This is a genomic window from Catenovulum maritimum (genome assembly GCF_001050375.1).
In the GTDB taxonomy this organism is placed as follows: domain Bacteria; phylum Pseudomonadota; class Gammaproteobacteria; order Enterobacterales; family Alteromonadaceae; genus Catenovulum; species Catenovulum maritimum.
This window is the reverse complement of the sequence record NZ_KQ130493.1, coordinates 15529-42420: the sequence shown is the minus strand read 5'-3', so window position 1 is coordinate 42420 and position 26892 is coordinate 15529. Positions and strand designations below refer to the sequence as shown.

The 26892-nt window shown below is 38.2% G+C and carries 17 protein-coding genes and 1 pseudogene; 10 read left to right on the top strand and 8 right to left on the bottom strand.

The genetic code is table 11. The features are described 5' to 3' along the window. The first annotated feature begins 167 nt into the window (after positions 1 to 167). The 3 genes and pseudogenes from XM47_RS12205 to XM47_RS19385 form a co-directional block, all read left to right on the top strand. Positions 168 to 725, top strand: a complete 558-nt coding sequence (locus XM47_RS12205) for a sigma-70 family RNA polymerase sigma factor (RefSeq protein ID WP_053084559.1) — start codon at positions 168 to 170, stop codon at positions 723 to 725. Next, positions 722 to 2401: a LamG-like jellyroll fold domain-containing protein gene (locus XM47_RS12200; RefSeq protein ID WP_048692884.1), complete on the top strand. Its 1680-nt coding sequence runs from the start codon at positions 722 to 724 to the stop codon at positions 2399 to 2401. Before XM47_RS12205 ends, XM47_RS12200 begins: the two co-directional genes overlap by 4 nt. A 116-nt stretch (positions 2402 to 2517) precedes the next feature. Continuing rightward, positions 2518 to 2655 (top strand): annotated as a pseudogene (locus XM47_RS19385) (MmcQ/YjbR family DNA-binding protein); the annotation flags it as partial. 75 nt (positions 2656 to 2730) lie between these two features. On the opposite strand, the gene XM47_RS12195 reads toward XM47_RS19385, so the two are convergent. After that, a complete protein-coding gene (locus XM47_RS12195; protein ID WP_048692881.1) occupies positions 2731 to 3384 on the bottom strand; it encodes a PEP-CTERM sorting domain-containing protein in 654 nt (217 codons plus the stop codon). Positions 3385 to 4260: 876 nt separating this feature from the next. On the opposite strand from XM47_RS12195, the gene XM47_RS12190 reads away from it, so the two are divergent. Further along, positions 4261 to 5082, top strand: coding sequence for a substrate-binding periplasmic protein (locus XM47_RS12190; protein ID WP_048692879.1), 822 nt, complete (start codon positions 4261 to 4263; stop codon positions 5080 to 5082). A 123-nt stretch (positions 5083 to 5205) separates the two neighbouring features. Next, the gene (locus tag XM47_RS12185) at positions 5206 to 6498 is read left to right on the top strand and encodes a DUF4034 domain-containing protein (protein ID WP_048692876.1); all 1293 of its coding nucleotides are present in this window, start codon (positions 5206 to 5208) and stop codon (positions 6496 to 6498) included. A 240-nt stretch (positions 6499 to 6738) separates the two neighbouring features. Here XM47_RS12185 and XM47_RS12180 read toward each other — a convergent pair whose 3' ends face one another. Both XM47_RS12180 and XM47_RS12175 read right to left on the bottom strand, forming a co-directional pair. Further along, a complete protein-coding gene (locus XM47_RS12180) occupies positions 6739 to 8706 on the bottom strand; it encodes a tetratricopeptide repeat-containing sulfotransferase family protein (protein WP_048692874.1) in 1968 nt (655 codons plus the stop codon). 58 nt (positions 8707 to 8764) lie between these two features. Then, positions 8765 to 11215 (bottom strand): TonB-dependent receptor, encoded by a 2451-nt coding sequence (locus XM47_RS12175; protein ID WP_048692994.1) that lies wholly within the window; start codon positions 11213 to 11215, stop codon positions 8765 to 8767. Positions 11216 to 11377: 162 nt separating this feature from the next. On the opposite strand from XM47_RS12175, the gene XM47_RS12170 reads away from it, so the two are divergent. Continuing rightward, on the top strand, positions 11378 to 13891 hold the full coding sequence (locus XM47_RS12170; protein ID WP_048692872.1) for a hybrid sensor histidine kinase/response regulator: 2514 nt from the start codon (positions 11378 to 11380) through the stop codon (positions 13889 to 13891). A gap of 445 nt (positions 13892 to 14336) precedes the next feature. After that, positions 14337 to 16808 carry an alpha-amylase family protein gene (locus tag XM47_RS12165; RefSeq protein WP_048692871.1) on the top strand — a complete coding sequence of 824 codons (2472 nt, stop codon included), beginning with the start codon at positions 14337 to 14339 and terminating at the stop codon, positions 16806 to 16808. Between the two features lie 140 nt (positions 16809 to 16948). On the opposite strand, the gene ydiJ is transcribed toward XM47_RS12165, so the two are convergent. Next, the gene (gene ydiJ, locus XM47_RS12160) at positions 16949 to 19996 is read right to left on the bottom strand and encodes a D-2-hydroxyglutarate dehydrogenase YdiJ (RefSeq protein ID WP_048692869.1); all 3048 of its coding nucleotides are present in this window, start codon (positions 19994 to 19996) and stop codon (positions 16949 to 16951) included. 243 nt (positions 19997 to 20239) lie between these two features. Between ydiJ and XM47_RS12155 the strand changes: the two genes are divergently transcribed. From XM47_RS12155 to XM47_RS12145, 3 genes are all read left to right on the top strand, one after another. Next, positions 20240 to 20956, top strand: a complete 717-nt coding sequence (locus tag XM47_RS12155) for a substrate-binding periplasmic protein (RefSeq protein ID WP_149865505.1) — start codon at positions 20240 to 20242, stop codon at positions 20954 to 20956. A gap of 244 nt (positions 20957 to 21200) precedes the next feature. Then, entirely contained in the window at positions 21201 to 22598 is a 1398-nt protein-coding gene (gene trhP, locus XM47_RS12150; protein ID WP_048692863.1) for a prephenate-dependent tRNA uridine(34) hydroxylase TrhP, read from the top strand. Between the two features lie 8 nt (positions 22599 to 22606). Continuing rightward, a complete protein-coding gene (locus XM47_RS12145; RefSeq protein ID WP_048692861.1) occupies positions 22607 to 22852 on the top strand; it encodes a YfhL family 4Fe-4S dicluster ferredoxin in 246 nt (81 codons plus the stop codon). Between the two features lie 99 nt (positions 22853 to 22951). Here the strand turns inward: XM47_RS12145 and XM47_RS12140 are convergent, their stop codons facing one another. From XM47_RS12140 to pyrD, 4 genes are all read right to left on the bottom strand, one after another. Next, entirely contained in the window at positions 22952 to 24343 is a 1392-nt protein-coding gene (locus XM47_RS12140; RefSeq protein ID WP_216595989.1) for an RsmB/NOP family class I SAM-dependent RNA methyltransferase, read from the bottom strand. Positions 24344 to 24499: 156 nt separating this feature from the next. After that, entirely contained in the window at positions 24500 to 25255 is a 756-nt protein-coding gene (locus XM47_RS12135) for a Nif3-like dinuclear metal center hexameric protein (protein WP_048692858.1), read from the bottom strand. 2 nt (positions 25256 to 25257) lie between these two features. After that, the gene (locus XM47_RS12130) at positions 25258 to 25800 is read right to left on the bottom strand and encodes a cell division protein ZapC domain-containing protein (RefSeq protein ID WP_048692857.1); all 543 of its coding nucleotides are present in this window, start codon (positions 25798 to 25800) and stop codon (positions 25258 to 25260) included. A 46-nt stretch (positions 25801 to 25846) separates the two neighbouring features. After that, a complete protein-coding gene (gene pyrD, locus XM47_RS12125; RefSeq protein ID WP_048692855.1) occupies positions 25847 to 26866 on the bottom strand; it encodes a quinone-dependent dihydroorotate dehydrogenase in 1020 nt (339 codons plus the stop codon). Positions 26867 to 26892: the final 26 nt, after the last annotated feature.

Below are 26892 nucleotides of genomic sequence, written 5' to 3'. Positions count from 1 at the left end.
CCTGAGATAATCCGGTTAGTGCTAACCGGCTAGTTAACAGCTTAGCGCTCAACTAAAAAATTGAGCGCTAACTATATTGGTTTATTGTGGAATAACTTGGACTTAAAACTAAGCTCAATTGAACTTTGAGCCAACTAAAGTTACGTATTTAAGCAAAAGGCATTACATTGACATCAAATAAAAATGTAATCAGTAAAAATAACACTGAGCTTGAACTTAACTCGCAGCTGTTTATTGAACTGTTTGAAGCCGATCGAAAGCGGATATATGCTTATATTTACGCTTTTGTTATGGATAAAGCGACTGCAGATGATCTTTTCCAAGAAACCAGCATGACGCTATGGCACGAGTTTGACAAGTTTCAACCCAATACTAGCTTTGCAAAATGGGCCAACGCAATTGTATTTAATCGTGTCCGCAGCTACAGAAGGGAAAATACTAAATTAAGTTATGGATTAAGTGACGAACTACTTAACGAATTATCTGATACAGCTACCTATGATACAAGCAGTGAAAAGCGTTGGAACGCACTTCAATTATGCCGTAGTAAACTCAGAGAAATAGACCAAAAATTATACGACAATTTTTATATAAAAAATTTAACGGCTAATCAAATTGCAGATAACACTGGCCGTTCTATACCAGCAATACGAAAATCAATTCATAACCTTAGAAAAAAACTATTCGATTGTATTGACCAAAAAAAGCGCGAGGGTTTATTTTGAACCGAACCGACAAATTTGAAGACATAAAACAAATTGCAGATGCAGTTTGTGATCAAGAGGTTACCCCAGAGCAGGTCAAGCAATTAGAACAGCTATTACTGGGAAATCCAGAAGCGCAACGTTTTTATCAACAATACGTAGAAACTCACGTGCAAATGCAGGCAGATCATATTCCAAATATGGAAGTCATCCGCAGACGTATGCAAGTAGATGAAGTTGTTATTCGTCCTGTTTCGGCTCACGCCACAGCACAAATGCCCAGTATTAATCAGCCTCCGTTGATAAACCAAACCCAGTCAGCCGCCGAGAATCATCAAGCACCAGAGCAGAACAAGCCCAAGCTTTTGAAATGGCTTGGCTTAATCGCTAGCCTATTATTGATAGCATTCGCTGCATATTTTTTAATAAATACAACCAATACGAATGATGAAACACCGCTTGGAAAAGTTATTTCGGGCAGATTACATATTAATGGTGTTGGTAAAATAGAAGGCCAGCTATTTTATCTAGGGGAATATCTATGTGATCAAACTGTCGAGGTTGAATTAAACTCAGGCGACAAGATCGTGTTAAGTGAACAAACCCTGCTTAAATTTTATAACGCGACCGAAATTAGTTTGAAACAAGGTCAGCTCAAGATAGAAGAGGCCTCTGGAAAAAACATTTTCATCTCGGGTGAGCACTTTAAGGTGTCCTCGGAAGGTGGTGCACTCAAAGTCGACTTATCTTCAGAATCACCTCTAATTACAACGTCGAAATCTGCCAGATTAATACCTAAACGCTGGCGCCCTAAACATTACTGGCCATTCGATAGTAAAAGTGATCGAGCGGTTGATTTTGCCGGAAATGCAACAGGTATACCTAGCAAAGGCGCGACTCGAGTCAAAGGCTTAATTGGCGAAGGTGCATTCTTTTTTGATAATTCGGCTGATGCAAGAATAAATGTCGGCAGTGGCGGCGGTACAGCACCTGCAACTGGCTCCTTTTCTGTTACTGACGGTGTCACAATAGAAGCGCTTATCGTTCCAGAATACACAGGTAGTACAGAGGGCACTGTGCGAGACCAACGTTTTGGTGAATTAGATGAGATCTTCCGCAAAGATCAAACTGACAAAGATCACCGATTGTTACTGAGCTTTCAGAACGACAAAGGCAAAGAGTATTTACGTCCTATGGGCGACTTTAAAGAGTCTCTCAGTTTTGGGCTATATTTAGTTGGCCAAGGCTATCACGAATTAAAATTACCACTAGATGGTAAAGAAAACCGACCCACATTAGAGGAACTTAAAGACGGTAAGCCTCATCATGTCGTGGCCACCTATGACGTTAGAACAGGACTTAAAGCGATTTACCTAGATGGTAAAATGTTAGCTCATTACCAATATCCTGCTGGTTCAAAAATGTTAAGTGGCGGCTCAGGTATGGCTAATATAGGTAATTCGCCAAACGCGATCGACCATAGTGGCGAAGCTTTTTATGGAATAATAGATGAAGTTGCTTTTTATGATTTTGCTTTGTCCCCTTTTATAATCGATCAACATTACCAATTCTTTTTAAACAATCGTAATTATTTCGGATTAAAGCCGAGCGCTACGCGTTTACCAAGTAAACTCGAAATTGAACTGCCGAGTTACACCAGTATATCGCTCGATCCAATAACGGGATTGCCGCTTTAATCAACCAATTTTAAACCGCCCTATGCCTGATAATTGTCTTAGAGCGATTCGAGTCTTCCGCTAATCTTAATTAGATTTAACTCAACATGACAGAACAGACAGGCACCTAAAATATTAAAAAACACTGGAACACGGTGATTCTTGATGGCTCAATTCCACAAGGGGAAATAGAGCGCATGATTGATAATTCGTTTTTACTGGTGGTGAAGGGCATGAGTAAGAAAGATCAGGAAACTATTCGTTGTCATCTATGATTGTTACTTTAAAAGGGTATTGCATAAGCAAAAAAAGCACCGTTAACGGTGCTTTCAAATGTCAAAAAATATAGATTAGGCTTTTTTTCTTCTGCGAGCCACTAAACCGACTAAGCTTAGAGCAAATATCGCTAAAGTAGATGGCTCTGGCACCTCAACTCCTGTATTGACGACAAAATTATCTATTCTTGGGCCAGTATAGTCGTTGAAAAGACCATCTAAGGTGGCGAAAGAGAAGCGCAATTGAAATTGCTCATCATTACCTAGTAAGTTTGATAAATCGAAGCTTGATGTGCGGTAGATGCTATCGTTAAAAGCAGAACCGCCATTGTTATCTAAGATAAGGGTTTGTGCACCACCATGTAAAAGGTAAACGTCTAACTGGTCCCAAGTGCCTGTTTCTGCACTATCTAAGCTATCAAAATTGACGCTACAACCAATAGCATTTGCATCTAAACATTGGAATAAACCAGTTGTAGCCGTACCGCTATTACTACCACCAGTGTTAAAGTTACCGTTTAATGTTGTGCCTGTTGTTTCTCCTTGGACATAGCCTAGTGCGCCAGCAGTGCCATTTGGATTATTACCTGTTACATGCCATAGGCCTGTCAACGTCCAACCTTGAGCTTCTCCATCGTCGAAGTTTTCTGTGATTAAACCAGCATTAGCTAGTCCACTAACGACAAAAACAACACTGGTAAAAAAGCCTTTTAATAGTATATTCTTCATTTTGGTTTCCTTTTAATACCTTTTCATAAATTGTGGCAGGTAATTGTTAAAATTATAATTTTAACTCTTTAATGCAAAAAAAAGCAAAAAACGCACCAATATTTAAAATCTTAATTATTTCAGTTTGTTGTGTGGTTTTTGTGGTTTGAATATAATCGTGCTGTAAAAAGATTTGACACAAGATTGCTCGTCACTAGTTGATTTTGCTTGTGTATTTAAGAACTTTTGAATTTACATACCCTTTGAGAGATAATTGAAGTACGGCCGTTTAATTTACAAGTTTTAGTTAACTAAATCTAGAACTCTACATTTGGCTGTAAGCTTAAAGCTGTCCATCCAAGTTTTTATAAACGGCCTCCGCAGCTTCTTCTAAACATTTAGGGCTTACCAAACATATTTTGAATAACTGCAAAACCTTCTCGAATAAATATTAGTCATTTTTACTGTAAAGTAATAAGTAGGGCTAATGTTTTAACGCTTTTGTTGTGGGTATATTGACACATATGAATAATAAACTATGGGATACCCGATTCCATTCTCACCATTTATCTCTCGTGGCTAAAATAGCAGCTTATTACCGGCATTTTTAAGCTCGTTGACAGCAGGCCAGAGCACAATCATTCAGAGCGGCAGTGCACATTCAGTTAATGCGTTACTTTGCTGTTTAACATCTAGAACTAAGTGTCTGTAATGTATTAATTCATATTACTTATAACAGTGCTTGTATCAAACCCACTCATTTGTTACTAAAATGTTTTAATTTTGTGTTGCCATTTTATCTATAGAGACTTATTATGATTTAATATAACTGATTGTGATTTAATATAACAAATCATGATTCAATGTGATTAATGAAATACAGGTAAGGGTTTAGTGATGAAATGTCCTAATGTTTTAGTAAAATTGTTAAAAGTCACTGCTTTAGTTACTGCAACTATTTTGGCGAGTAAAAGCTTTGCATTAGATATTAGGATTCCGAAAGTTTCAGACTCTGCGCATTTTCATAAAGTGGAACTATTAAAAATAGTGGCTAAACATGCGCCTGAGCATAATATTAACCTGATAGAAATAAAGGTGGGAAACCGCCGTCAGCAAATTAGTATGATAGATGTTGGCAATCTAGACCTGATTTGGGCACCAAAAAGTGATGAACTTGAACAAGAAATGAAGGCAGTAACCATACCGCTTGATCAAGATGTACTCGGAGTGACAGGTTTAATTGTTCGTAAATCAGACGTAAATCGATTCAATACACTCACAGATATTAAGCAATTAAAGGCATACAAAGCTGGTGTACAAAAAGCATCGGTCACACGAGGAATTCTTGAAGCTAATTCATTCAACGCTGTGTCCACATTACGTGGTAATTTTGCCCACATGCTAGATGGTGGTCGTTTCGACTACTATTTAGCTCCTATTTTTAAAGCGCAAAAAGTGGTTGATAAATGGTCAACTCGAGACAATATTACCAATGTAGTTGTACACCCAAATGTATTGCTCAAATTACCGCTTACCAGCTATTTTTACGTTAAAAAAGACAATGTTAAACTGGCCAATATAGTTGAAACAGCCCTGTTAAAAGCGATCGAGTCTGGCGACTTTGATGCCCTGTTAAAACAGAGCAGTGAATACAAATCGGCGGAAGTTTATATGAAGAATCAAAATCAAAGGATATTTGATGTAACGGCTAGTATATAACCTAGACTCTGGATAGCGACTTGCACCCTAAAGAGTATTTATTTTTAATTACAATGCGTTAGCTAATTTGATCCCAAAGGTTCAAGTTATTTAGCAGCCCCCCATAATAATCATGGAGAGATAATGAAATTATTCCAACTTGCATCTGTGCTCGCATTGGGCGCAGTGCTTATGGCTTGCCAAACGACACAATCAAATTCGTCTGCTAGCAAACTTGAATCCTTTAAAGCTAGGTATGTAAAAGCACAAAACGAACCTTTTGCAGAGCTTGCGATACCCAACAAAATTAAAACAGACTTATCCTTAACAGATTATCATCACAAAGTAATTCGCGAACAATTTCCACTGCAAAGATACCAGCATGTTGAGCAACTGAATGTTGCTGATTACGATGAAGCGACACAAAACACCATAGGTTTGATTAGCAAATTGAGGAATCACCAATTTGACGAACTCAATGCTGAACTAGCTCAATTACAACAGCAGTATGAAACCAATCAAACACTAGAAAATGAAGAAACGCTTTTTGCCGCGTATGCCAGTTTTAACTTAGCTTACGAGCAAGACCTTGAACATTTAAATAAATGGGTGGCGCATTCTAAACCTTATTCGCTTATTGCCAGAGCTACTTATTTGCACAGCTTTGCATGGTTAATTCGTGGGCATAGCTATGTTTATAAAACAAAAGTGGGCAACTTAAATACCACGCGGCATTTAAACACTATGGCCAGAAATGATGCTTTTAGTGTGCTAGCTGAAAACGACCAAAACCTAGTTATGTTGCAAATAATCAACAAAACTTCAAAACTTAACACTTGGTATTTAAGTCATAACTGGTTTTATGGTGCGGCTGAAAAATATCCAAACAGCCGACATTTAATTAAAACGTATGCGTCTTCCTTGTATACAAGGTGGGGTGGTAAACAGGTGCAACGTGATCTTTTTTTAAATTACCTAAGCATAAATGCTTCATGGGCTTTGCCGGAAGTAATTGAGAATTTCAATAAATATGAGATCAATACTGATACAAAAGAGCCATTATTTACACCAGGATATTACGATGCCTTTTTACCGAGTGAAGGCACAGTAAACACAGCGCAAAACGCAGAAGACTTTCAACCTAGATATAGCGAAATATTGAAAGACGCTGAATATTATAAAAATATAAGAGCGTTGCACAAACAAAAGCAATTTGAGCCGTGTTTGTCACAGGCGCAATTGAGCATATATTTGGGTAGGGCTTCAGAGAAAGTGGTTTTTGCCAAAGCAACTTGTTATTCAGGCTTAAAGCAGTATCAGCAAGCTTTGACCATGCTTGATATTCTACAGAAAATTTATCCAAATGCTTTTATGCGCAATCAAGCAAAATTCAGAAAATTTCTGAATAGGCGAGTAAACGCGAGCAAGGTTATTTAATTAAATAGCATTGACTTGGCTTAGCTAATGGCGATTATCTGAATTAACGAATTGGTTTACTTGGGTATAAGCCTAGATTATTAATGAGACTAGTGGCAGGACTCGAAATGCCTATCATGCTATGGGCTAACTGTTTATGTAGGTATGTTGGCAAGAGCTAGCTAATACTGAGCGCTTAAAAAAACCAATTTTAAATCGCTCTAAGCCTGAAAATTGTCTTAGAGCGATTCGAGTCTTCCGCTAATCTTTAATTAACCTTAACTCAGGTAAATAATTCGCAAACAATTTCCAGCTATCAAGACTGGATTGATAAATAGGTTGGCGAACCTGCTCCGAACTAGGGGTTTTAACTGCACGTTTAGTTTTATAAAAATTCAGCATGTTAGCTTCATATCCAATCTCTAGCAGTTGGCAAATTTTGTTAACGACTGATTCTGGTTCAGTAACCAAGTGTTCATATTGAATTCGCAATAGATCTTGGTGGATGATTGAAGACCAATATTGAATTAAATCTTGATAAGCATGGTAGAAATTGGCGCAGTGTTGCAGGTTATAACTAAATAGCTGCCCTTGCGCAAAATACTGTTTGTAATTTGCCATGCAGGCATCTTTTATATTTCGCCGAATATCGATAATCTTAGCCTGAGGTAACATAAGCTTTATCAAACCTAGGTGCTTAAAATTATTTGGCATTTTATCTATAAAATAACTCCTGTTATTATGATGGATTTGCGTTTCTTGTATATAACGCTCACCTAACTGGGAAAATTCTTCAGCAGACAAGATAGCTAAATAATCCGGTAATTTCTGTTTTTGCTCTTTCGCCTTTTGTTCCAATTCATTGGCAATCTGCATAATATTTGGCAGTTCCATTGTTCCTTGTACTTGCGAATGAGACGCCAATATTTGCTCTAATAAAGTGCTGCCAGCTCTGGGTAAGCCAACAATAAAAATCGGGGTTATCTTAGCTGATGCGCTGCTTTGCTCTTGTCGCTTTATTGGCTTATTTTCGACAAACAAAGTACTAGGAAAATTCTGTTTTTGTTGCTTGAGACTCTCGACTTGTTGTTGATTATCGTAATTTAATTCAGATAATCTAAGGTGGTTAGCGGTTTGGTAAAAACAAGCTGAACGCTGATAATTTTGTTTTAGTTCAAAGGCTTTGGCTAAGGCAAATGACAGTAAACATTTATCTGTGTTAGTTAATGCTTTTTGCTCTAGTGTATCTAGCATCAATTGCAATTCAGCTTGGCTGAATTGGTAGCGTTTCAAATTTGCCAAACTCCAATAAGCATCCGCGTATTCATTATCCAATTGATACGCTGTTTGATAATTTATCTGGGCTTTTTCTACTTGGCCTAATGTTTTATACAAGTGCCCTAGCGCAATATGCACTGGCGCTCTTTCAGGCGATAAAGGTAAGCTATGTAGAACCTTTTGATACAAGTGTTCCGCCTCTTCAAACTCATTAATTGAAGCGGCTTGATTCGCTAAGCAAAGTAAAAAACTCAGGTTATCCGATGATTGCTTCACGAGTTTTTGGGCAATCTGGTAGGCTTGGCTAAATTTTTGTCGATTCTGTAAAACCAAAGCGAGATCGAACAGACAAAAAGCATTATTAGGTTGTAATAACAAAGCGCTTTCTAATAAAAATTCTGCTTTATCATAAGCTTGGTTAGCATTAGCAATTTGAGCTAATAAGCGCATTGCCTCAAGGTTGTCTGGCTGCTGAGACAAAAAAGTTTGGCACAAAGTCTGCGCCTGAGTAATATCACCTTCATATAACTTTGAGTAGCCACTACGAATGTGTAGAGGTAAATTTTGGTAATATTCGGCATTTGCCAGCGCATTATGGGCTAAATTGTTAAGCCCTGACAATTGATAAACTTCAGCTAGTTTCTGCCAAGCACTGGTTAAACTTGGGTTAAATTTAACGGCTTTAGACAAAGCAGCTTGTGCTTTTTCAGTTTGCTTGAGTAATAAAAAATTATAGCCTTGTTCTTGATAAGCCCGAGCATGGCAAGCATTTAATCTTAATAGCTGCTCAAGGTAATCCAATGCGACATCCGACTTATGCAGATAACGATTGCACACAGCAGCAAGATACAGCGCTTGCTCACCCAACTCTGATTGATTGAGGGTTTGTAATAAATGCCAAGCTTGTTGAATATTCCCTGTTTTAATTAAAGCCTGAATTTTTTGCAGCATGAAATTTTTCGTTTTCCTAAAATCGCTAAAATGGCTGGCTCAGTTTAACTTAGATTAGCTAATAGCGGTATTTGAGTTTTATACCTAGAGTACGAGGTCGATTAACTGTTACCCGCTTGATATCATCTTGATCATTAATAAATAATTTAGCTCGCTCGTCAGCTAAATTATCTAGATAAATTTGTAATTGCCAGTTATTTAAATCCAAATTAATCGACGTATTCATGATTTGATAACTGTCTTGTTTCTCTCTTTGCTCAGCAACAATAGAGCTCCACGAGCTCGCTGAGTAAACCCATGCAAAATGCCAATCTAACCAGTATTCACCAAGTTGCCAACTATACTGGCTGCGAAGGTTGCCCTGAAATTTGGGTGTTAGCGGTAATGCACTGCCAACAGATACCAATTCTATCGCTTCAGCCTTCAATTGAGTGAGTTCACTTTTAATATAAGAAAAGGCGCTAAACAATCGCCAGTCGGGCGTTACTTGCCAAACAGCATCGGCCTCTAAACCATTAATTTCAGCGTCTGCTGCGTTTTCAATGAAAGTAAGAATCGAGACGTTTTGGGGATCAAACCGAGAAACTTGCATATTTTGCCATTCGATATGATAGGCATTGGCATTAAAACGTAGCCTATTATCTAACCAGGTCGACTTAAACCCAAGCTCATAATTTTTCACATCATCTGTATTATAAGTCGTCGAAACCGTTGGAAATTCGGGGTTATTAGACTCAATGCCGCCACCTCGATTAAAACCACCCGGTCTAAAACCTTCTGAATATGTAGCATAAATGAGTTTATCTAACTGCCAGTTGTAGCTGAGATTAAATTTATAAATGGTGTCTTTTTGTATCCAAGGTTTGTCACTATGACCACCCGACACATCATAATCACGTCCTCTGTCTGTATTGACTGAGCCCTGAAAAATACCATCAGCAAAATTAGATGAACCGCTAATACCTGTCTCTATTTTATATTTTCGTGCGCCAAACGTAGCGCTTAATTGCTCTGTTAAGTGGAAAGATAATTCAGCAAAAACAGCCTGTTGTTTTTCACTACGTGTCACATCGTTAAAAAAGGTAACGCCTGGTGCTCGTGTGTTTGGATTAATATTGTTTGCGGTTGAGATAGGTGCATTAGGCGCAAAACCTAATTCTGGTGCAGCTAAGTAAACATAGTCATCTTGAGTTTCTAACAAAAAATCATCTAGGTAAATGCCAAATACAGAGTCAACAAACCTATGGGCATCATAAACAAATCTGAGTTCATGCGTCGTTTTGTCATGACTTTGCTGCCCGACAAAACCTTTAGTTGGATCTTTACACTCTCTTTGCTCTGTAATTAGGCTGGCTGGAATATTGTAATTCGCAATGTAATTAGGATTAGTATAAGTACAGGTGTAATAGGCTATGTAAGCGCCTGTGTTGTTGTAGCCGGTATAATCTATCTGTTGATTAACTTCACGCTTTAAAACAGAGCCTGAATATAGCACTTCCAGCTGCTGAATTCGCCCTGATAAAGTTAACGCACTTTGTTTAAATTCATCCTCTAAGGTATCAGGAAAAAACCGGCTAACGGCTAAATCTCCAACTTCCGGGTCCATATCAAATACACCGTCAGCTTCAATTTGTTGCGCATTGTGTTGCAGTAATAGCTGCCAGTCGTCGTCAATCCAATATTGCCCGGATAACCTAAAACCTTGATAGCGATTTTGATTAAAATCATCTTCCACCAATGACAGGTTATCCGCCATTTGATAACTGGCCCCTTCAATATTTACAATCGAATTAGGGTTGATTGTTGGGTCTAAGGTAAATTCTCCAAAGCGATTATCTATATACCCGCCTTGTAACACTGTATAAGCAGATAAACGTAAGGATAAATCATCTGTGATTGGCAGATTCAACATGCCTTGCGCACTGTGACTTGTCTCACCATGTTTAGTATTAGCAAATCCTAAGCTCGTACTAGCTTCAAATGTGCCACGCGTTGGCTTATTGGTTATATAGCGGATAGTACCGGCCTGCGAGCTAGCGCCAAAAAGTGTGCCTTGTGGACCAGCTAACACCTCGACCCTCTCCAAATCGTGTGTATATACATCGATATTTCTCCCCGGCGCTGTGACTGGTTGCTCATCTAAATAAACGGCGACATTCGGCATAGTGCCTTGTGCCCCAGACAACATAACGGCAATGGGCTGGATTGCCATACCACGCATAAAGATATCAGCTTGTCCTGGTCCACGAGATGCAATATTGACGTTTGGTAGATATAAATTCAGCGAATCCAAGTTAGATAAATTTTGTTCAGCCAACGTTTGGCTTGATAATGCCTGAATTGCTACTGGGACTTTTTGCATATTTTTTACTCGCTTTGACGAAGTGACCTCAATCACTTCTATTTCAGCTTCGCTAGAAGCTTGCGAGAAGGCAGCTGCATGATATGCACTAAACACCAGAGTCAAACAATGCGCAATATACTTAGGTTGAAACAATTTAGCAGTCATTTTACTATCCATGATTAACGCTTTTGATATATTTTATATCGATTAGAAAAAGTATAGTTTAGGAAAAATCTTTTTCACGAAATACACTATGTATTATGGAATTGAGTTAAAGTGACGACTATATTAATTACATTAAACCTCAATGAATAATCAAGGACATACGTGCGACACTTACGGGTTAAACTGATATTAGCATTTTTATGTGCCGTCACTATCCCCTTATTCGTAAACTTTCTGTTTTCAGTTAGTGAAGCAAGAACCCATGCTCGTAATTCATTTGAAAGCCGCTTCTATGGCGAGGTCCATCAAATAGATAACGGTATCAGCTTGATGTTTAAGCTGTATGAAAATCAGTTAAGTTTATTAAGTGCCGATCCCATCCTATTAGAAAGTGCGAAGCACATCACTAGCTATATGCATTTAGCTGCAACCAAGATGTCGCCAAGTCAAAGTAATCCGCAAGAAAAATTACTTTTCCAAAAATTTAAGCAAATAGCGCAGCACTACCCGAATTTAAATTACCTCTATATGGGTACTGAACAAGGTGGTTATGTGCAATGGCCTGAAGGCTCAACCACGGATAATTATGATCCCAGAGAGCGACCTTGGTATACGTCCGCAAAGCAAGCTAATGGCCGAATTATTCGCGCGCCTGCATACTACTGGGCAGCTGACAATACTATGCTGATTTCGACTGTTCGTTTAATTAAAGACGATCAAGATCATCCTGTGGGTGTGGTGGGTATTGATATCACTTTAGATGAATTTACCAAAATGCTCTCAAAAGCAGAATTTGGCGAGCAAGGAGAACTACTTGTCATTGAAGAAACCGGCAGAATATTAGCAGATACTCGCAACCCTAAAAATGTCTTTAAATACGTCGAAAACACTCTAACTGAAACAGAAGATTATTTTGCAATAGAGTACAACTCTCCATATTTGAACTGGAAATTTATTGGTCTTATTCCTCATAGCGCAGTCGAAAAAAACGTCTCAGAATTAACTTTATATATGCTGATTATCACAATAGTCAGCTTAATTATCTTCGGCTCTGGTGCCGTATTCCTCTCTAAAAAGTTGTCGAAGGTAATTGAAGAACAACATGATGTCGCATTAAAAGCTAAGCACCAAGCCGAGTTAGCCAGCCAAGCAAAAAGTGAATTTTTAGCCAACATGAGCCACGAAATACGTACCCCGTTAAATGGGGTGCTAGGTATGGCACAGTTATTAGCTAGTAGTAAATTAAATAAAGAACAACAGAATAAACTACGTACGATAGAGAATTCAGGCCGTTTGTTAATGGGTACGATTAACGATATTCTAGATTTCTCTAAAATAGAAGCGCAGAAACTAGAGATTCATCCGGTTTCAACTCAGTTGCAAGATTTAGTAACCGATCTGGTTTTAGCGCACAAAGCCAACGCCAGCAAGCGTGGCTTAGAAATAGTATTAGACATTTCAGCCGTTGCTAATATGCAGGTTTTGGCAGACGACATACGTATCAGCCAAATCTTAGGCAACTTAATTTCTAATGCGATTAAATTTACCGAGTCGGGTTGTATTACGGTAAGTTGCCATGTCTTAGAGCCAAGCGAAGCAGAAATGGCCAATATTGAATTTGCAGTTAAAGACACAGGCATTGGTCTGACCGACGAACAGCAAGCAAATATATTTAATGCGTTTGAGCAAGCCGACAGTTCAACTACGCGAAAATACGGTGGTACAGGTTTGGGCTTAGCCCTGTGTCAAAAATTAGTCAATTTGATGGGCGGAAAACTAAAAGTGACTTCAGAACAAGGTGAAGGAAGTTGCTTTTATTTTAGCTTGCCACTCAAAGTAGAAAAGAAAGCATTTCATCATATTGCACCTGAGGCGATTCACAATAGTACAGCGATTATCATAGATGACATCGCAGAGAATCATAGAGTACTCAATGGATTTTGCGACCAGTGGAAAATTAGTCATCATAACTTTTTAGCCCCAATAGAATTAATCACTTGGTTAGAAGAGCAGAATAAAATTGATTGCGATTTCCTACTATTGGATTACGCTATGCCAGAGTTAGATGGCCTTGCCCTATACAAAAAGATTAAAGATAAATTACCAGACTATTGCCATGCAATCCTAATAACTTCAATCGACACAGAAGAAGTGTATCAAGAGTGCCAACAACTCAAGGTAGTTCATATACATAAACCGATTATTGGCAAAAAATTACTCCAAGCATTTTGCTTAAGTATCGAAGAGCATGAACATGAACCTCAAACTGTGCATATCGCTCAATCATTACAAAACATAGATAATAATCGCATATTAGTCGTTGAAGACAACGATATAAATTACATGGTGGTTGAACAATATTTACTCAGTAAAGGCTATCAAATAGACTGGGCTGATGATGGAGAAAAAGCAGTAAAAATATTTCAACCCGAACATTATTTACTCGTACTGATGGACTGCATGTTACCGGGAATAGATGGCTATACCGCGACTCATGAAATTAGAGCACTAGAAAAAACCGCAGGCTCAAAGCCGACTCCAATTATCGCTTTGACCGCCGATGTAACCAGTCAAAACGAAAAGAAATGTTTGAGTGCAGGTATGGACGCTTATGTTACCAAACCTTTTAACTTTGCTGAATTACAAGATTGTATTGATCAATATTCCAGTAAGTGATTTAAATAGCTAAAGTTTTTTCGCTAGTTGGACGCCTAGTTTATCTTTAGCTGGCAACTCCCTCAATCACCACTCTAGGCATCAATAGAAACCTAGCTGCCATAGAATTCACTCTGAGCTTTATTTTTAATTAACTCTATAAGGGTTGAATACTGAATAATAACGACAAACCACTTCCAAATTTTGTAACCAAACTTAATTTTCTTACAGCATCAAAATCTGAATCTAGTTTAAAAATGGATTGCGATTAACCTAGGCAAGAGCTACCCTTGTTAAATTGATAGCATGTTTTTAAAGATAATACATTAAATTTAAACTGGGTCTTTATATAGAACTAAATCAATATAAATTTAATAGCACCTCCCTTATAACAACTAAAAGCCGAAATCTTGCGCGTCAAAACTTGCTCGCGGCCAAGTACAATCGGTTTACCAATAGGAACGAGATGAAAACTAACAACACCTTCCAACAATTATCATCTGCACTCTTGCTATGTGGTAGCAGTTTTGCAATTTCGGCAAATCCAGCTGAAAAAATAACCGAATTAGAAACTCTAATTTTAAGTGCCCAACAACAAAACCTCGATGTTACTCGCGAGCAAATGACAGTTCGTATGGCTAATTTATTTTTAGACTGGGCTAACTGGGATGAGTCAAATCAAGCTATCAATATCAAATTTTATGAAGACCATCCCGTTTACAAGCATTCAGCGGCCTCGCACGCCGCTGAACTTGCAGGATTTGAACGACAATCAGTTGAAACTATATTAGATAATTCGATCAGTGAACTCAGCCAAGTCATTAATGGCACAATAATTAGGCAAGCTGTGCCATTAATTGACTTCGAAAAAGTGAGTATCAGCGCTGGTGAATTTAGACTTGATAACCAAGATTCCATTTTTTTGAGTAGTTATACATGGAAACCGTCTGATGAATTAACCAATCCTTATTTTGGAGATCTGCATAGCGACTATATCTCCCCCTCTTTCATTACAGATGAACAAGGAAATACACAGCAATGGCGTATAAATAATTTTCAAAATGATGCTGACGAACGAATTGGCCAAGTATTTATCAACCATAATGCTCTGCCACAATGGATAATAGATAAATACCCAAACATTGAAGATACAAACCGATTGTTCAGCAAATACTTGCTTGACCACCCCGGAGCAAAAGAACTCTATACCAGCTTTTTTAATACCTATATTCCTTTGCTGAAAGACAAACGTTCTACAGCGCTTGGCTATATGATGTTCAACGAACCTAGCTTTTTTACTGAAGCTGGGGTTTGGAACACTGGCGGTGTGTCTGATGCCGCAATGGAAAAATTTCGCACATGGCTAGCATCAACCCATACTTCTATTTCTTCATTGAATAACTTATGGGGTAGTAACTATGGTTCATTTGATGAAATAAATATTGCACTCCCTATGGATAGCCAACTAAAGGGCTCTGCAATATGGTTTGATTGGATGCGCTTTAATCAGATACGGGTGACCAACTGGTTTGCATTTTTAGACAGTGAAATTAAAAAGCATGATAGTGACGCTAAGACCCATATCAAATTAATGCCATGGCTATGGAATGAGTCAGCACGAAGCCATGGGTTAGATTTTGAATCTCTACTGGAGTTAACCGATATTATCGGCTTTGATGCTAATTCCGAGTATTTAAGCCATAGAACTAATACCCCTTGGTACCAAAATGATTATAGCTTTGATTGGCAAAGCGCTACTTTATCATTCGATTTTTTCTCATCGGTACAGCCTAATCAAGTATTGTGGGATAGCGAAAATCATTTCTTTAATAAAGGTTCTTTCCAGCTTAAAAATGTTTCTCCCGATTATGTTAGAGCAATTTATTGGCTGGGAGCGACACATGGTCTAGATGGAGTTTCAACTTGGATGTGGGGGCGAAATACAGACGGTTCGATAATCGAAAATCGAGGCTATAATTCCGAATATATTACAGGAGTAACACATCAACCGTTAGGGTTCCATGAATTAACCAGAACGATAATGGATATAAATGCGCATCATCAAGACATAGTAAAGTTACAAAAGCAAAATAAAGCCATTCGACTTTTTTACTCAGAAACTAGTGCCATTACCCAAGACGATTACATGGACAGCATTCGCGATGCGCATCGTTCTGTGTTCTTCGAAGGGGTTGCATTAGGGTTCGCAACGCAAAAAATCATTGAGAAGCAAATCAACGACTGGGGCTTTATTATAATCAAAGATACCCAACAAGTAACAACATCTGAATTAGCGGCGCTTAAAAATTATGTTGATAATGGCGGTACAATTTTAATCGATGCAAACAGCCTTAAAAAAGACCAATATGGTCAAGCTCATGCTGTAAACCTATTGCCATCTGGTGACAATGTAATCCAGTATAATACTCTCGATGAACTCAGAAATAGTGCAATTTCATTAGCAAAAACTAAAAACATTTTACCTAAACTAAGCATTATCGAAACGACTAATAACGCGAATAAAAAAATAGCTTGGCGAATTATAGAAAGTGGAGATAGTTATACGCTTTCATTAGTTAATACTGCTAAAACGACCATAAATATAGATATTGAGAGTGTGACTGAAGGAAAATCAGTAAAGCTACTTAACTTAATGACTGGGCAAATAATAGACGACAACATAGATCTAGCCGTTCGTGAAACTATGTTATTAAAAGCAACTTTGGTTGAAGAACCTGGACCTATTACACCTCCAGCAGAACCAGCAGAACCAGCAGAACCAGCAGAACCAGCAGAACCAGCAGAACCAGCAGAACCAGCAGAACCAGCAGAACCAGCAGAACCAGCAGAACAGATTAATGTTTCAGGTGGTGCCAGTCTATGGTTGTTGATACTTTGTTTGCTTGGTTTATCTCGTTTAAACTCAAATAGAGATTAAACGAGATAAAAGGAAGTATTGTTCGACAATAATTCTATTGCATATAAAACAAACCAAACACCGGCCTAAATGCAAAAAAACCTAGCTTATAAGAGCTAGGTTTTTTTATGATTTAGAGCTAAATCAATACAAGCACAAAGTTAGCTTAATATTTTAAGTAAGGCTTGGACTGGATGCTTAGGTTTAAAACCTTCCTCTCGATTAACTTGAGATCGACAAGAGTAACCAGTTGCTAAAACATTTTCTGGAGACTGCTGCTTTATCTTATCTGCCCAAGACATTTGGTAAATATGCTTAGAGTTTTCTAAATGGCTTGCTTCATGACCATAGGTTCCAGCCATACCACAACAGCCAACATTCACTGGCGTTAATTTAGCACCAACTTGTGAAAAGATACTCACCCAGTCTTTATGAGTACTAGCAATCGAAGTTTTTTCCGAACAATGAGCAAATAGAGCGAATTCGTTATTGGCAACGTCTGCTTTAGGTAATGCGACCTGTTTTAACCACTCGTGTGGCAACATTACATTAAAATCACCACGAGCATCACCCAATGCTTTGTTATATTCGTCTCGGTAACATAAAGCCAAGCTCGGATCTGTACCCACTAAGCTAATATGTAATGCATCGATTTGGTTTAAAAAATCGGCACCAGACTTAGCTGTACTAGCAAATTGCTTTAAAAAGCCCTTCACATGTTCAGGTTTGCCGTTCGGTTGGAATGGTAAAATAATCGGTTTGTAGCCAAGTTTAGCAATCAATTTAACCCAATCACTCACCACAGTCGCATCATAGTATGAAGTAAATGGGTCTTGAACTATGGCCACGACTTTAAGCCTTTCAGCTTCAGATAATTTACTTAAGCGTGATAAATCCCAATCTAATACATTTAATTCTGCGACTTGTTGTGACAAAGTTGGGTAACTCAATTCTGGAGTATCTACGTACCCAACAACCGATTTAATTAAAGCTTTACTCACCGGGTTATTAACAATAAAGTTAGATAATCTAGGTGCCTTAGCTAAGAGAGGCGCAGTTCTCTCAATGGTTGCAACCATATAGTCTTTTAAAGGTCTTTGATAACGGCTGTAATAAAGCTGTATAAACCTAGCTCTAAACCCTGGAACATCGACCTTAATTGGGCATTGGCTAGAGCAAGCTTTACAAGCTAAACACTCTTCCATTGCTTCCATTACTTCATGCGAATAATCATAATCGCCTGATTTTTTCGCACGTGTATTTCGCCATCTTGCAAACCATGAAGAATCATCGTCTGATTTTAGAATCGACTTTTCTTCATTATTAAAATCAATCCCTTGATTGCTTAACTGACGCAGCCATTCACGCATTAATCCTGCACGTCCTTTTGGACTATGACGACGATCACGAGTGGCTTTATACGAAGGACACATAGGGCTAGAAGCATCCCAGTTAAAGCACAAACCATTACCATTACAGTTCATAGCAGTTTCAACTGAGTCTTTAACCGCAACTGGAATTTGGCGATCGTAATAACCACGTTTAGTGTCATCGACCGAAACCAATTGTTCTGTTGAATCAATCGGTGTACAAATTTTACCTGGGTTAACACGATTTAATGGATCGAATACCGCCTTAATTTTTCTTAGTTCATTAAATAAATCTTGACCGAAAAACTCAGGGCCGTATTCACTGCGGTAACCTTTACCGTGCTCACCCCACATTAAACCGCCATATTTAGCCGTTAATGCCACCACTTTATCTGAGATTTCACGTAGGATAACTTCTTGGTCCGGGTCTGCCATATCAAGAGCAGGTCTAACATGTAAAACGCCAGCATCTACATGGCCAAACATGCCATAATCAAGCTTATAGCCATCCAATAATTCACGGAATTCCATAATAAAGTCGGCAAGGTTTTCTGGCGGAACAGCTGTATCTTCGGCAAAGGCTAAAGGCTTTTGTTTACCTTTAGTATTACCTAATAAACCAACCGCTTTTTTACGCATTTCGTAAATTAGGCCTATGCTGGCTAAATCTGTCGTAACTTGATAACCAATAACGCCGGCTTCTTCATTATTCACTAACTCATCTAATTGAGCCGTCAAACGCTCTAATTTTGAGCTGATATCACCTTGCTCAACCGCGTTAAACTCAACGATATTAATACCGTCCATCACTTTATTTGGCACATCTGTGATTAAATGACTAACCGAATCCCAAATAATATCTTCACGCGCAAGGTTCAATACTTTGCTATCAATAGTTTCAACTGAAGTCGCGTCCGCTTGTACTAAGAAAGGCGCATTGCGTAATGCAGATTCAAAACTATCATACTTAACATTAACTAAGGTTTTAAACGGTGCAATAGGGGTTAAATTTAATTTAGCTTCAGCGACAAATACTAATGATCCTTCAGATCCCGTAATGACTCGACCTAAATCGAATTCAGTTAGATCATCATTAAAAGTGTGTTCTAAATCGTAGCCAGTTAAAAATCGATTGAGTCGCGGAAATTTTTCTAAGATATCTTGACGTTTACTACGACAAGTATCTAAAACTTGAGCGTAAATTTCACCAATTTTACCGCTTTGTTTTGCCATAGTTTCAGCAGTAGAAATCGGCATTTTATGCGTTTCTAACACATCACCATTAATTAACACGCTGGTTAAACCTAAAACATGATCACTGGTTTTGCCATATACCAAAGACCCTTGTCCAGAAGCATCAGTACTAACCATACCGCCAATTGTGGCACGGTTACTTGTACTTAAATCAGGTGCAAAGAAGAATCCATGCGGTTTTAAAAACGCATTAAGTTGGTCTTTAACCACACCAGCTTGAACCTTGACCCAAGCTTCTTCTTTATTAAAGTCGAGGATTTTATTCATGTGGCGACTAATATCAACCACTATGCCAGATGTTAACGATTGTCCGTTCGTACCTGTGCCACCACCACGTGGTGAGAATTTAATAGTTGAAAATTCAGCTTGTGATGCAAGCTCAGTAATTGCAACTAAGTCATCCATATCTTTAGGCAAAACAACGGCCTGAGGTAATGACTGATAGACACTATTATCAGTTGATACCGAAAAACGGCTAGCATAAGTTGTTTCAATATCACCTTTAAATGAAGAAGACTCTAATGCAGTTAAAAAACTAAGGTAATCTTTTTCTATGGCATCGACTTGGGTTAAACGTGGGATCATATTTCTTTATCAATTGGCAAATTTAGGGCACGAATTATATCAATTAATACTCAAAATGCGCACTGATAGTTTGATTTTCTGGTAAAAATTACAAGGCCATCTAAACTAAAGTAAAGAAAAATAAGCCATTAATAAATTATTTTTACGAAATTAAGCAATATACGACAACAGAATCATTAAATGCCTCAACTTGGTATTTAACTTTGGGTCGATTTAATATTAGACAAATATGGCATATGTAGCGTGAAAAAAATAAGATACCAACTAATAATAGCTATGCTGTTCGCATTAATAACTGCCCCTCACGCAGTTGCCAACCCAACTAAAAAAATTAGATTAGCTGCCCCCATCTTTCCACCTTATATATTCCAAACCAATAACAAATGGGATGGCGTTGGCTATCACACAGTCAATAAGATTTTAAACAATGCGAATATAACATACGAAATTATTCCAGTCGGAAACTATGGCAAAGCGCTAGATGCCCTAATTAAAGGTAAAGTAGATGGCTTTTTTCCAGCGACACAAAACCCAGTAAGAGATCAACATGCTCAATTTTCTCAACCCATTTTAATCAATCGTTGGGTTTGGTATATGCCAAACTCTGAGCAGCTAACACCTGATATGGCAGAGTTTAAACAGCAAAGATTTGTTTCAACCCCCTTTAAAAGTAATACCCATGTGTGGTTAAGCACTCATGGGTATAAAGTTAAAGGGACCCTTGAGATTGATAATTTACCGAATATGTTGCTAAAAAAGCGCTTAGATGCCGTGTTAATTTCACAACTCGTGTTTGAAACTTCAGCTAAAAATCACAAAATACCAATGCATAACTTTAAACAAATCGTACATAGTGAAAAAGGATTTGGCATTTATTTATCAAAAGCGACACTGAAAAATAAACCTGAATTATTGAAAAGAATTAACCAATCCATTGTAGAGTTAGATAACAATCATTAACTAATACCAATCCATCCTAATTATTGCTCAATTTTACTGGTTAAAAAGCACATAAACTGCGTTATGAATTATGCTACTAGTAAACTAATAGCGGCAATTCATGCCTTGTTAGCGCACTTTTTATCTACGTAAAATATAAATCAAAAATTTAGGTGAACAGGTATAGTTTGATCGAGATTAAACTTTGCTTTAGTCAAACCGATTAAAATGCGCAATTGTTTTTAACTTCACTTCCTAGTTCACTATGTCTACTAAAGCTTTTATCCCAGAATTACTCTCTCCTGCTGGCTCAATTAAAAATATGCAGTACGCTTTTGCCTATGGAGCAGATGCAGTCTATGCTGGACAACCCAGATATTCTTTACGAGTCCGAAACAACGAGTTTAATCATGACAACTTAGCCCTTGCGATCTCACAAGCTCATCAGCTGAATAAAAAATTCTATGTGGTCAACAATATTGCGCCGCACAACATCAAGCTACAAACCTTTGTAAAAGATCTAAGTCCAGTTGTACAAATGCAACCAGATGCTTTTATCATGTCTGATCCTGGCTTAATCTCACTAGCGAAAGAGGCATTTCCCGAGTTAGAGATTCACTTATCCGTTCAAGCTAATGCGGTAAATTGGGCCACTGTTAAATTTTGGCAGCAGCAAGGGATTAAACGAGTTATTTTATCTAGAGAGCTATCCATAAATGAGATAGAAGAAATTAGGCAACAATGTCCAGATATTGAACTAGAAGTTTTTGTCCACGGTGCACTTTGCATGGCTTACTCTGGCCGTTGTTTATTATCAGGCTACATCAATAAACGCGACCCTAACCAAGGTACATGTACCAATGCTTGTCGCTGGCAATACAATGCGCATTCAGCCACTGAAAACCTGGATGGCCATATTATACCAACTCAATCGATTGAACCCACTTTAGGATCAGGCGAGCCAAGCCAAGACATTTTCTTATTACAAGAACAAGGTCGACCGGACGAATATATGCCAGCATTTGAAGATGAACATGGCACCTATATTATGAATTCTAAAGACTTACGTGCTGTGCAACATGTGCAAAAGTTAATCGACATAGGCGTTGATTCACTTAAAATTGAAGGGAGAACCAAATCTTTCTACTACTGTGCCCGTACCGCACAAGTTTATAAACAAGCCATTATGGATGCAGTGAAAGGTAAACCATTTAACCCTAATTTAATGGATGAATTAGAAAACCTAGCGCATAGAGGCTATACAGAAGGTTTCTTAAGAAGGCATGTGCATGATGAATACCAAAACTACCAACAAGGCCACTCTGTAAGTACCAAGCAGCAATTTGTTGGAGAAGTCATTAGCTGTAATTCAGACGGTTTAGTCGAAATAGCCGTCAAAAATAAATTTTTAGTAGGCGATGATTTAGAACTAATGACGCCTGACGGTAACTTTAAATTTAACCTAGCTCATATGCAAAACCGCAAGGGGGAAATGATCACTGACGCTAAAGGTTCTGGCCACACTGTGTTAATCAAAATACCACATGAGATCAAACCCGAATTTGCTATTTTAGTCCGTGATTTACCTGAAAATTCAGATACTCGTCAGCCCTTCCCAGCTAAAAATGAGAGCAATGAGAATTTAGCGTACCCAGTTAAATAGGTGAAACTATGTCATTAATGATTACTGAAGAATGTATCAACTGCGATATTTGTCGGCCTGAATGCCCCAACGAAGCTATATTTTTAGGCGAAGAGATATACGAGATTTCAGCCGATAAATGTACTGAATGCGTCGGCCACTATGATGTGCCTCAATGCATCGCCTGTTGTCCTATTGATTGCATCGAAAAAGACCCAAACAACCAAGAAGATGAAGTTAGCTTACTAGAAAAATTTATTAAATTGACGAGTTAAAAACTTGTCAATTTAGCCGCTCAATCAAGTTAAGCAAGGTCAGTTCCACCTTGCTATTCCTTGTATTAGTTGAGATTTAAAACGAATTAACGAATCGCATTAATCCTGCTTTAATTTTAGAGTTGCAACAAACATGATGTCCGAATCAACATCTGGCGCGCCTAACATTTTTTGTTCGACTAATTCAAAACCTGGGTTATTTGCAATAAAGTCAGCAACTTGAGCTTCATTCTCTGCCACTTGCCAACTACAAGTAGCGTAAACTAAATAGCCGCCTTTTCGGACTGCTTTAGCTGCATTCTCTAAAATACCGGATTGAATTTTAACCAGCTCGTCTGTATCACTCTGGTTAAAGCGCCATTTAGCATCTGGATTTCTACGCCAAGTACCAGCTGACGAACAAGGCGCATCAACTAACACCCAGTCAAAGCCTTTTTGCTTTGCAACATCATTAGGTAACCTAAGTGCACTTTCACCATCCCAAGCAAAAGCTCTGACATTATGCAACTGTGCGCGTTTAGCTCGCTTTTTAAGTTCATCTAATTTATAGCTCTGTAGATCTGTTGCGACTAAACTACCTTTATTATTCATTTTACTCGCAATAGCTAAACTCTTACCGCCAGCGCCGGCACATGCGTCCCACACTTTTTGTCCCGGTTTAACCATAACAGCCGCCGCAATTTGCTGGCTTGCATAATCTTGGATCTCAATTAAGCCTTGTTTATATTCCTGAGTTTGATTAACCCCTTTACCACCAACAGCCATCAAACCATTGTCATCTAAAGCAACTTTAACACCTTGCTTATATAGAGACGTTTTCAGTTCGTTATACAATTTAGGATCGGCACGCAACCAAAGTGGCGGTGTCTTTTCTTGACTCTTAATAAAATCAATTAACTTTCCATCATCCCAGTTAGAAATCAGCTGTCTTTGCACGAGTAAAGGTAACCAAGTCGGTCGGAAGCCATTTAAAATCACTTGAATTGATTCGGCATCGGCTTGTCCACGCCACTTAGGTTTAAACTCGCTTGAGTACCAAGTTTGACGCGCTTCACATGTTAATTGCGTCGCAAAATTATGCTCCGGAAATAAAATCCCAAACCAAGCGACAAAATCTCTCGCACTGTGGTTTTCAACTTCTTGGCAGTGCCAAGATAAATCCCACTTATCAACTTCACTGATGATGTTTTTTGCCTGATAACTGGTTTCTAAGAAATCTATTTTTTGCAATACTCGAAAAATATCATAACAAGCAGCACTTAATTCTGATTGCAACTCAAGCGGTAATCTTTCTTGTTGTCTAAACCAATTTTTTAACCAGCGATCGAGCGCTGGCCAAGGCTTATCTTGAGAAAGATATCTAACTTCATATAACCAATCTTGCCAGAGAGTGAGAAACAAATGTTTATGGCTCTTTTCTGGCTTTGAATGATTTTTAAATTTACGTTTAGATTGAGAATGCTTGTTGCGAGAAACTTGATTTGATTTCATTAGGTCTTCACTGAGCTGATTTAGGCACTGCATATGCAGTTAAAGGTATAATACCGAATTGCACCATTATAACCCTAAATCAGCCCAAAGTGCAGGTTTCGTAGCCTAACACTTAAATTTGCATCAGTAGGCAAACCTACTGAATGAAAAGAAGGGTTAGGCTGGGTTGTCTATATCGATGAACTCAACGTCAATATGAGTATGTGCCGCAATATACTCACCAAGCGCTTTTACACCATACCTTTCAGTAGCATGATGACCAGCAGCGATAAAATGTATACCCATTTCTCGAGCAACATGTATTGTTTGCTCACTCACTTCACCTGAAATGAAAAGGTCGATCCCTTGCTCTGCAGCGAGTTCAATATAAGATTGGCCGCCCCCCGTGCACCAAGCTACTGTTTTCACCTCAAAATCCCCACCAGATTCAACTAAAGGTTTTCTGCCTAGCTTGTCCTCGACTAACTGAGCGATTTCAGATAACTTCTTCGCACCATTAAATTCGCCTCTTACAGCAACGCTGGTTGGGTTATTTGCTTCTAATCCCACCATTTTATCTATCCCTAACATACTACCTAGCTGAGCGTTATTACCCAATTCAGGGTGGATATCAAGCGGTAAATGGTAGGCAAGTAAGTTGATATCATGTGCGAGTAAACTTTTAATTCTGCTGCGTTTCATCCCTTTTAAAATAGGACTCTCACCTTTCCAAAAAAAGCCATGATGGACTAAAATGGCATCCGCTTGCTTAGCGACTGCCACATCAATTAACGCTTGAGTAGCCGTCACACCTGTCACTATCTTGTTAATTAAAGGCTTACCTTCGATTTGTAACCCATTTGGGCAATAGTCTCGGATTTTTTCTGGACGCAAAACTTGATTAATAAAGTTTTCTAATTCGAAATTGTTCATTTTTAAGCACGAAATAAATTAAAGGATTGTTGGGTTTTATTTGACGATAAACTAATGAAACGATTTTTCATTACCTTGATAACGTCGAATTGACTGAGTGATTTTGATTCTGTTAATTTCATTGATTTACTAAGCAGCATAACCACAGGAAAATCATCTTGGCTTTCTAGAGTTAAAAATTGGCCAATCTCAAACTCAGATTGTAATCTGACTAAGGACTGAGCAGTGATTTCATTTGCGCCATTTTGAACCGCAAAATACCAGCTTTTAGGTTGAGTAAACTGGGTGAATTTAAGATGAGCTAAAGCGTTTAGTGCAATTTGCACACATAAGGCTTCTGCTAGCTTTAGTTCATCTTCTAAATAAGCGTAAAACTCTGTGTATACCTGATTATCATCAACGCTGAAGGCAACGGTACTCTCAGCGTGAGGTAATAAATGCTTAGCGCAACAAGCAGTCACAAATACAAAGTCGGTCGTATTCAAACGTATTGTTTGACTTTCGTCATCAAAAAACCAATACCAGTCCGCTTTTGCTTGTAGCATACCTATCCGTTAAATTTATAGTTCTAATGATATTAAGGTTACAAGATTATGCTTGTGTTTCAAGTCCAGATACAATTTCTTTTACTAATTCTGGGCCTCGATAAATAAATCCCGTATAAACTTGAACTAAATCAGCACCAGATGAAAGTTTTTCATTCGCCGATTCAGATGAGTTAATTCCACCAACACCAACAATTGGCATTTTGCCGTCAAGGTGTTGTTTTAATAACTTAATTACCTTAGTGCTTTGCGCTCTAACTGGCACACCACTTAAACCACCAGCTTCTTCGCCATGCGTTAAGTGTTTAACTTTCTCTCTTTCTAAAGTGGTGTTGGTTGCAATTACACCATCAATTTTATTCGAGATTAACGACTCGGCAACTTGTTCGACTTCAGTTTCGTCCATATCTGGCGCAATTTTAACTAAAATAGGCACATATTTTCCGTGCTCTTCTGCTAATTCTAATTGTCTGGTTTTAATTGCACCTAATAAATCATCTAGAGCTTCACCGTATTGTAAGCTACGTAAGCCCGGTGTATTAGGCGATGAAATATTAACGGTCACATAACTAGCATATTGATAAACCTTATTTAAACAAATCAGGTAATCGTTTTTCCCTTCTTCGTTCGGCGTATCTTTATTTTTACCTATGTTAATTCCTAAGATACCGTCATATTTAGAGTTTTTAACTTGCTCAACTAAATAATCAACGCCTTTATTATTAAAGCCCATGCGATTAATAATAGCTTGTGCGTTAGGTAATCTAAAAATTCTAGGCTTGTCATTACCAGCTTGTGGTTTAGGTGTCACAGTACCAACTTCAATAAAGCCAAAACCCATAGCGGCAAAAGCATCAATGCACTCACCATTTTTATCTAAACCCGCAGCTAAACCAACTGGGTTTTTAAATTTTAAGCCAAATAGTTCCACCGGCGCATCAGGAATGTTTTGACTATAAAGAAACTCTAGTGGTGTGCCACCTGTTTTCTTTAAACTTTTAATTGTAACGTCGTGTGACCACTCAGCGTCTTGAGTGAATAAAAAAGATCGAATTAATTGGTACATATTTTTCCCACAAAAAAGCCTCGATT

Bases quoted from the DNA above. Each gene is read 5' to 3' on its own strand.
- ydiJ (WP_048692869.1), bottom strand. From the start codon at position 19,996: ATGATCCCACGTTTAACCCAAGTCGATGCCATAGAAAAAGATTACCTT.
- XM47_RS12130 (WP_048692857.1), bottom strand. From the start codon at position 25,800: ATGCTACAAGCAAAAGCGGACTGGTATTGGTTTTTTGATGACGAAAGT.
- XM47_RS12185 (WP_048692876.1), top strand. From the start codon at position 5,206: ATGAAATTATTCCAACTTGCATCTGTGCTCGCATTGGGCGCAGTGCTT.
- XM47_RS12190 (WP_048692879.1), top strand. From the start codon at position 4,261: ATGAAATGTCCTAATGTTTTAGTAAAATTGTTAAAAGTCACTGCTTTA.
- XM47_RS12145 (WP_048692861.1), top strand. From the start codon at position 22,607: ATGTCATTAATGATTACTGAAGAATGTATCAACTGCGATATTTGTCGG.
- trhP (WP_048692863.1), top strand. From the start codon at position 21,201: ATGTCTACTAAAGCTTTTATCCCAGAATTACTCTCTCCTGCTGGCTCA.
- XM47_RS12140 (WP_216595989.1), bottom strand. From the start codon at position 24,343: ATGAAATCAAATCAAGTTTCTCGCAACAAGCATTCTCAATCTAAACGT.
- XM47_RS12180 (WP_048692874.1), bottom strand. From the start codon at position 8,706: ATGCTGCAAAAAATTCAGGCTTTAATTAAAACAGGGAATATTCAACAA.
- XM47_RS12135 (WP_048692858.1), bottom strand. From the start codon at position 25,255: ATGAACAATTTCGAATTAGAAAACTTTATTAATCAAGTTTTGCGTCCA.
- pyrD (WP_048692855.1), bottom strand. From the start codon at position 26,866: ATGTACCAATTAATTCGATCTTTTTTATTCACTCAAGACGCTGAGTGG.
- XM47_RS12165 (WP_048692871.1), top strand. From the start codon at position 14,337: ATGAAAACTAACAACACCTTCCAACAATTATCATCTGCACTCTTGCTA.
- XM47_RS12175 (WP_048692994.1), bottom strand. From the start codon at position 11,215: ATGACTGCTAAATTGTTTCAACCTAAGTATATTGCGCATTGTTTGACT.
- XM47_RS12195 (WP_048692881.1), bottom strand. From the start codon at position 3,384: ATGAAGAATATACTATTAAAAGGCTTTTTTACCAGTGTTGTTTTTGTC.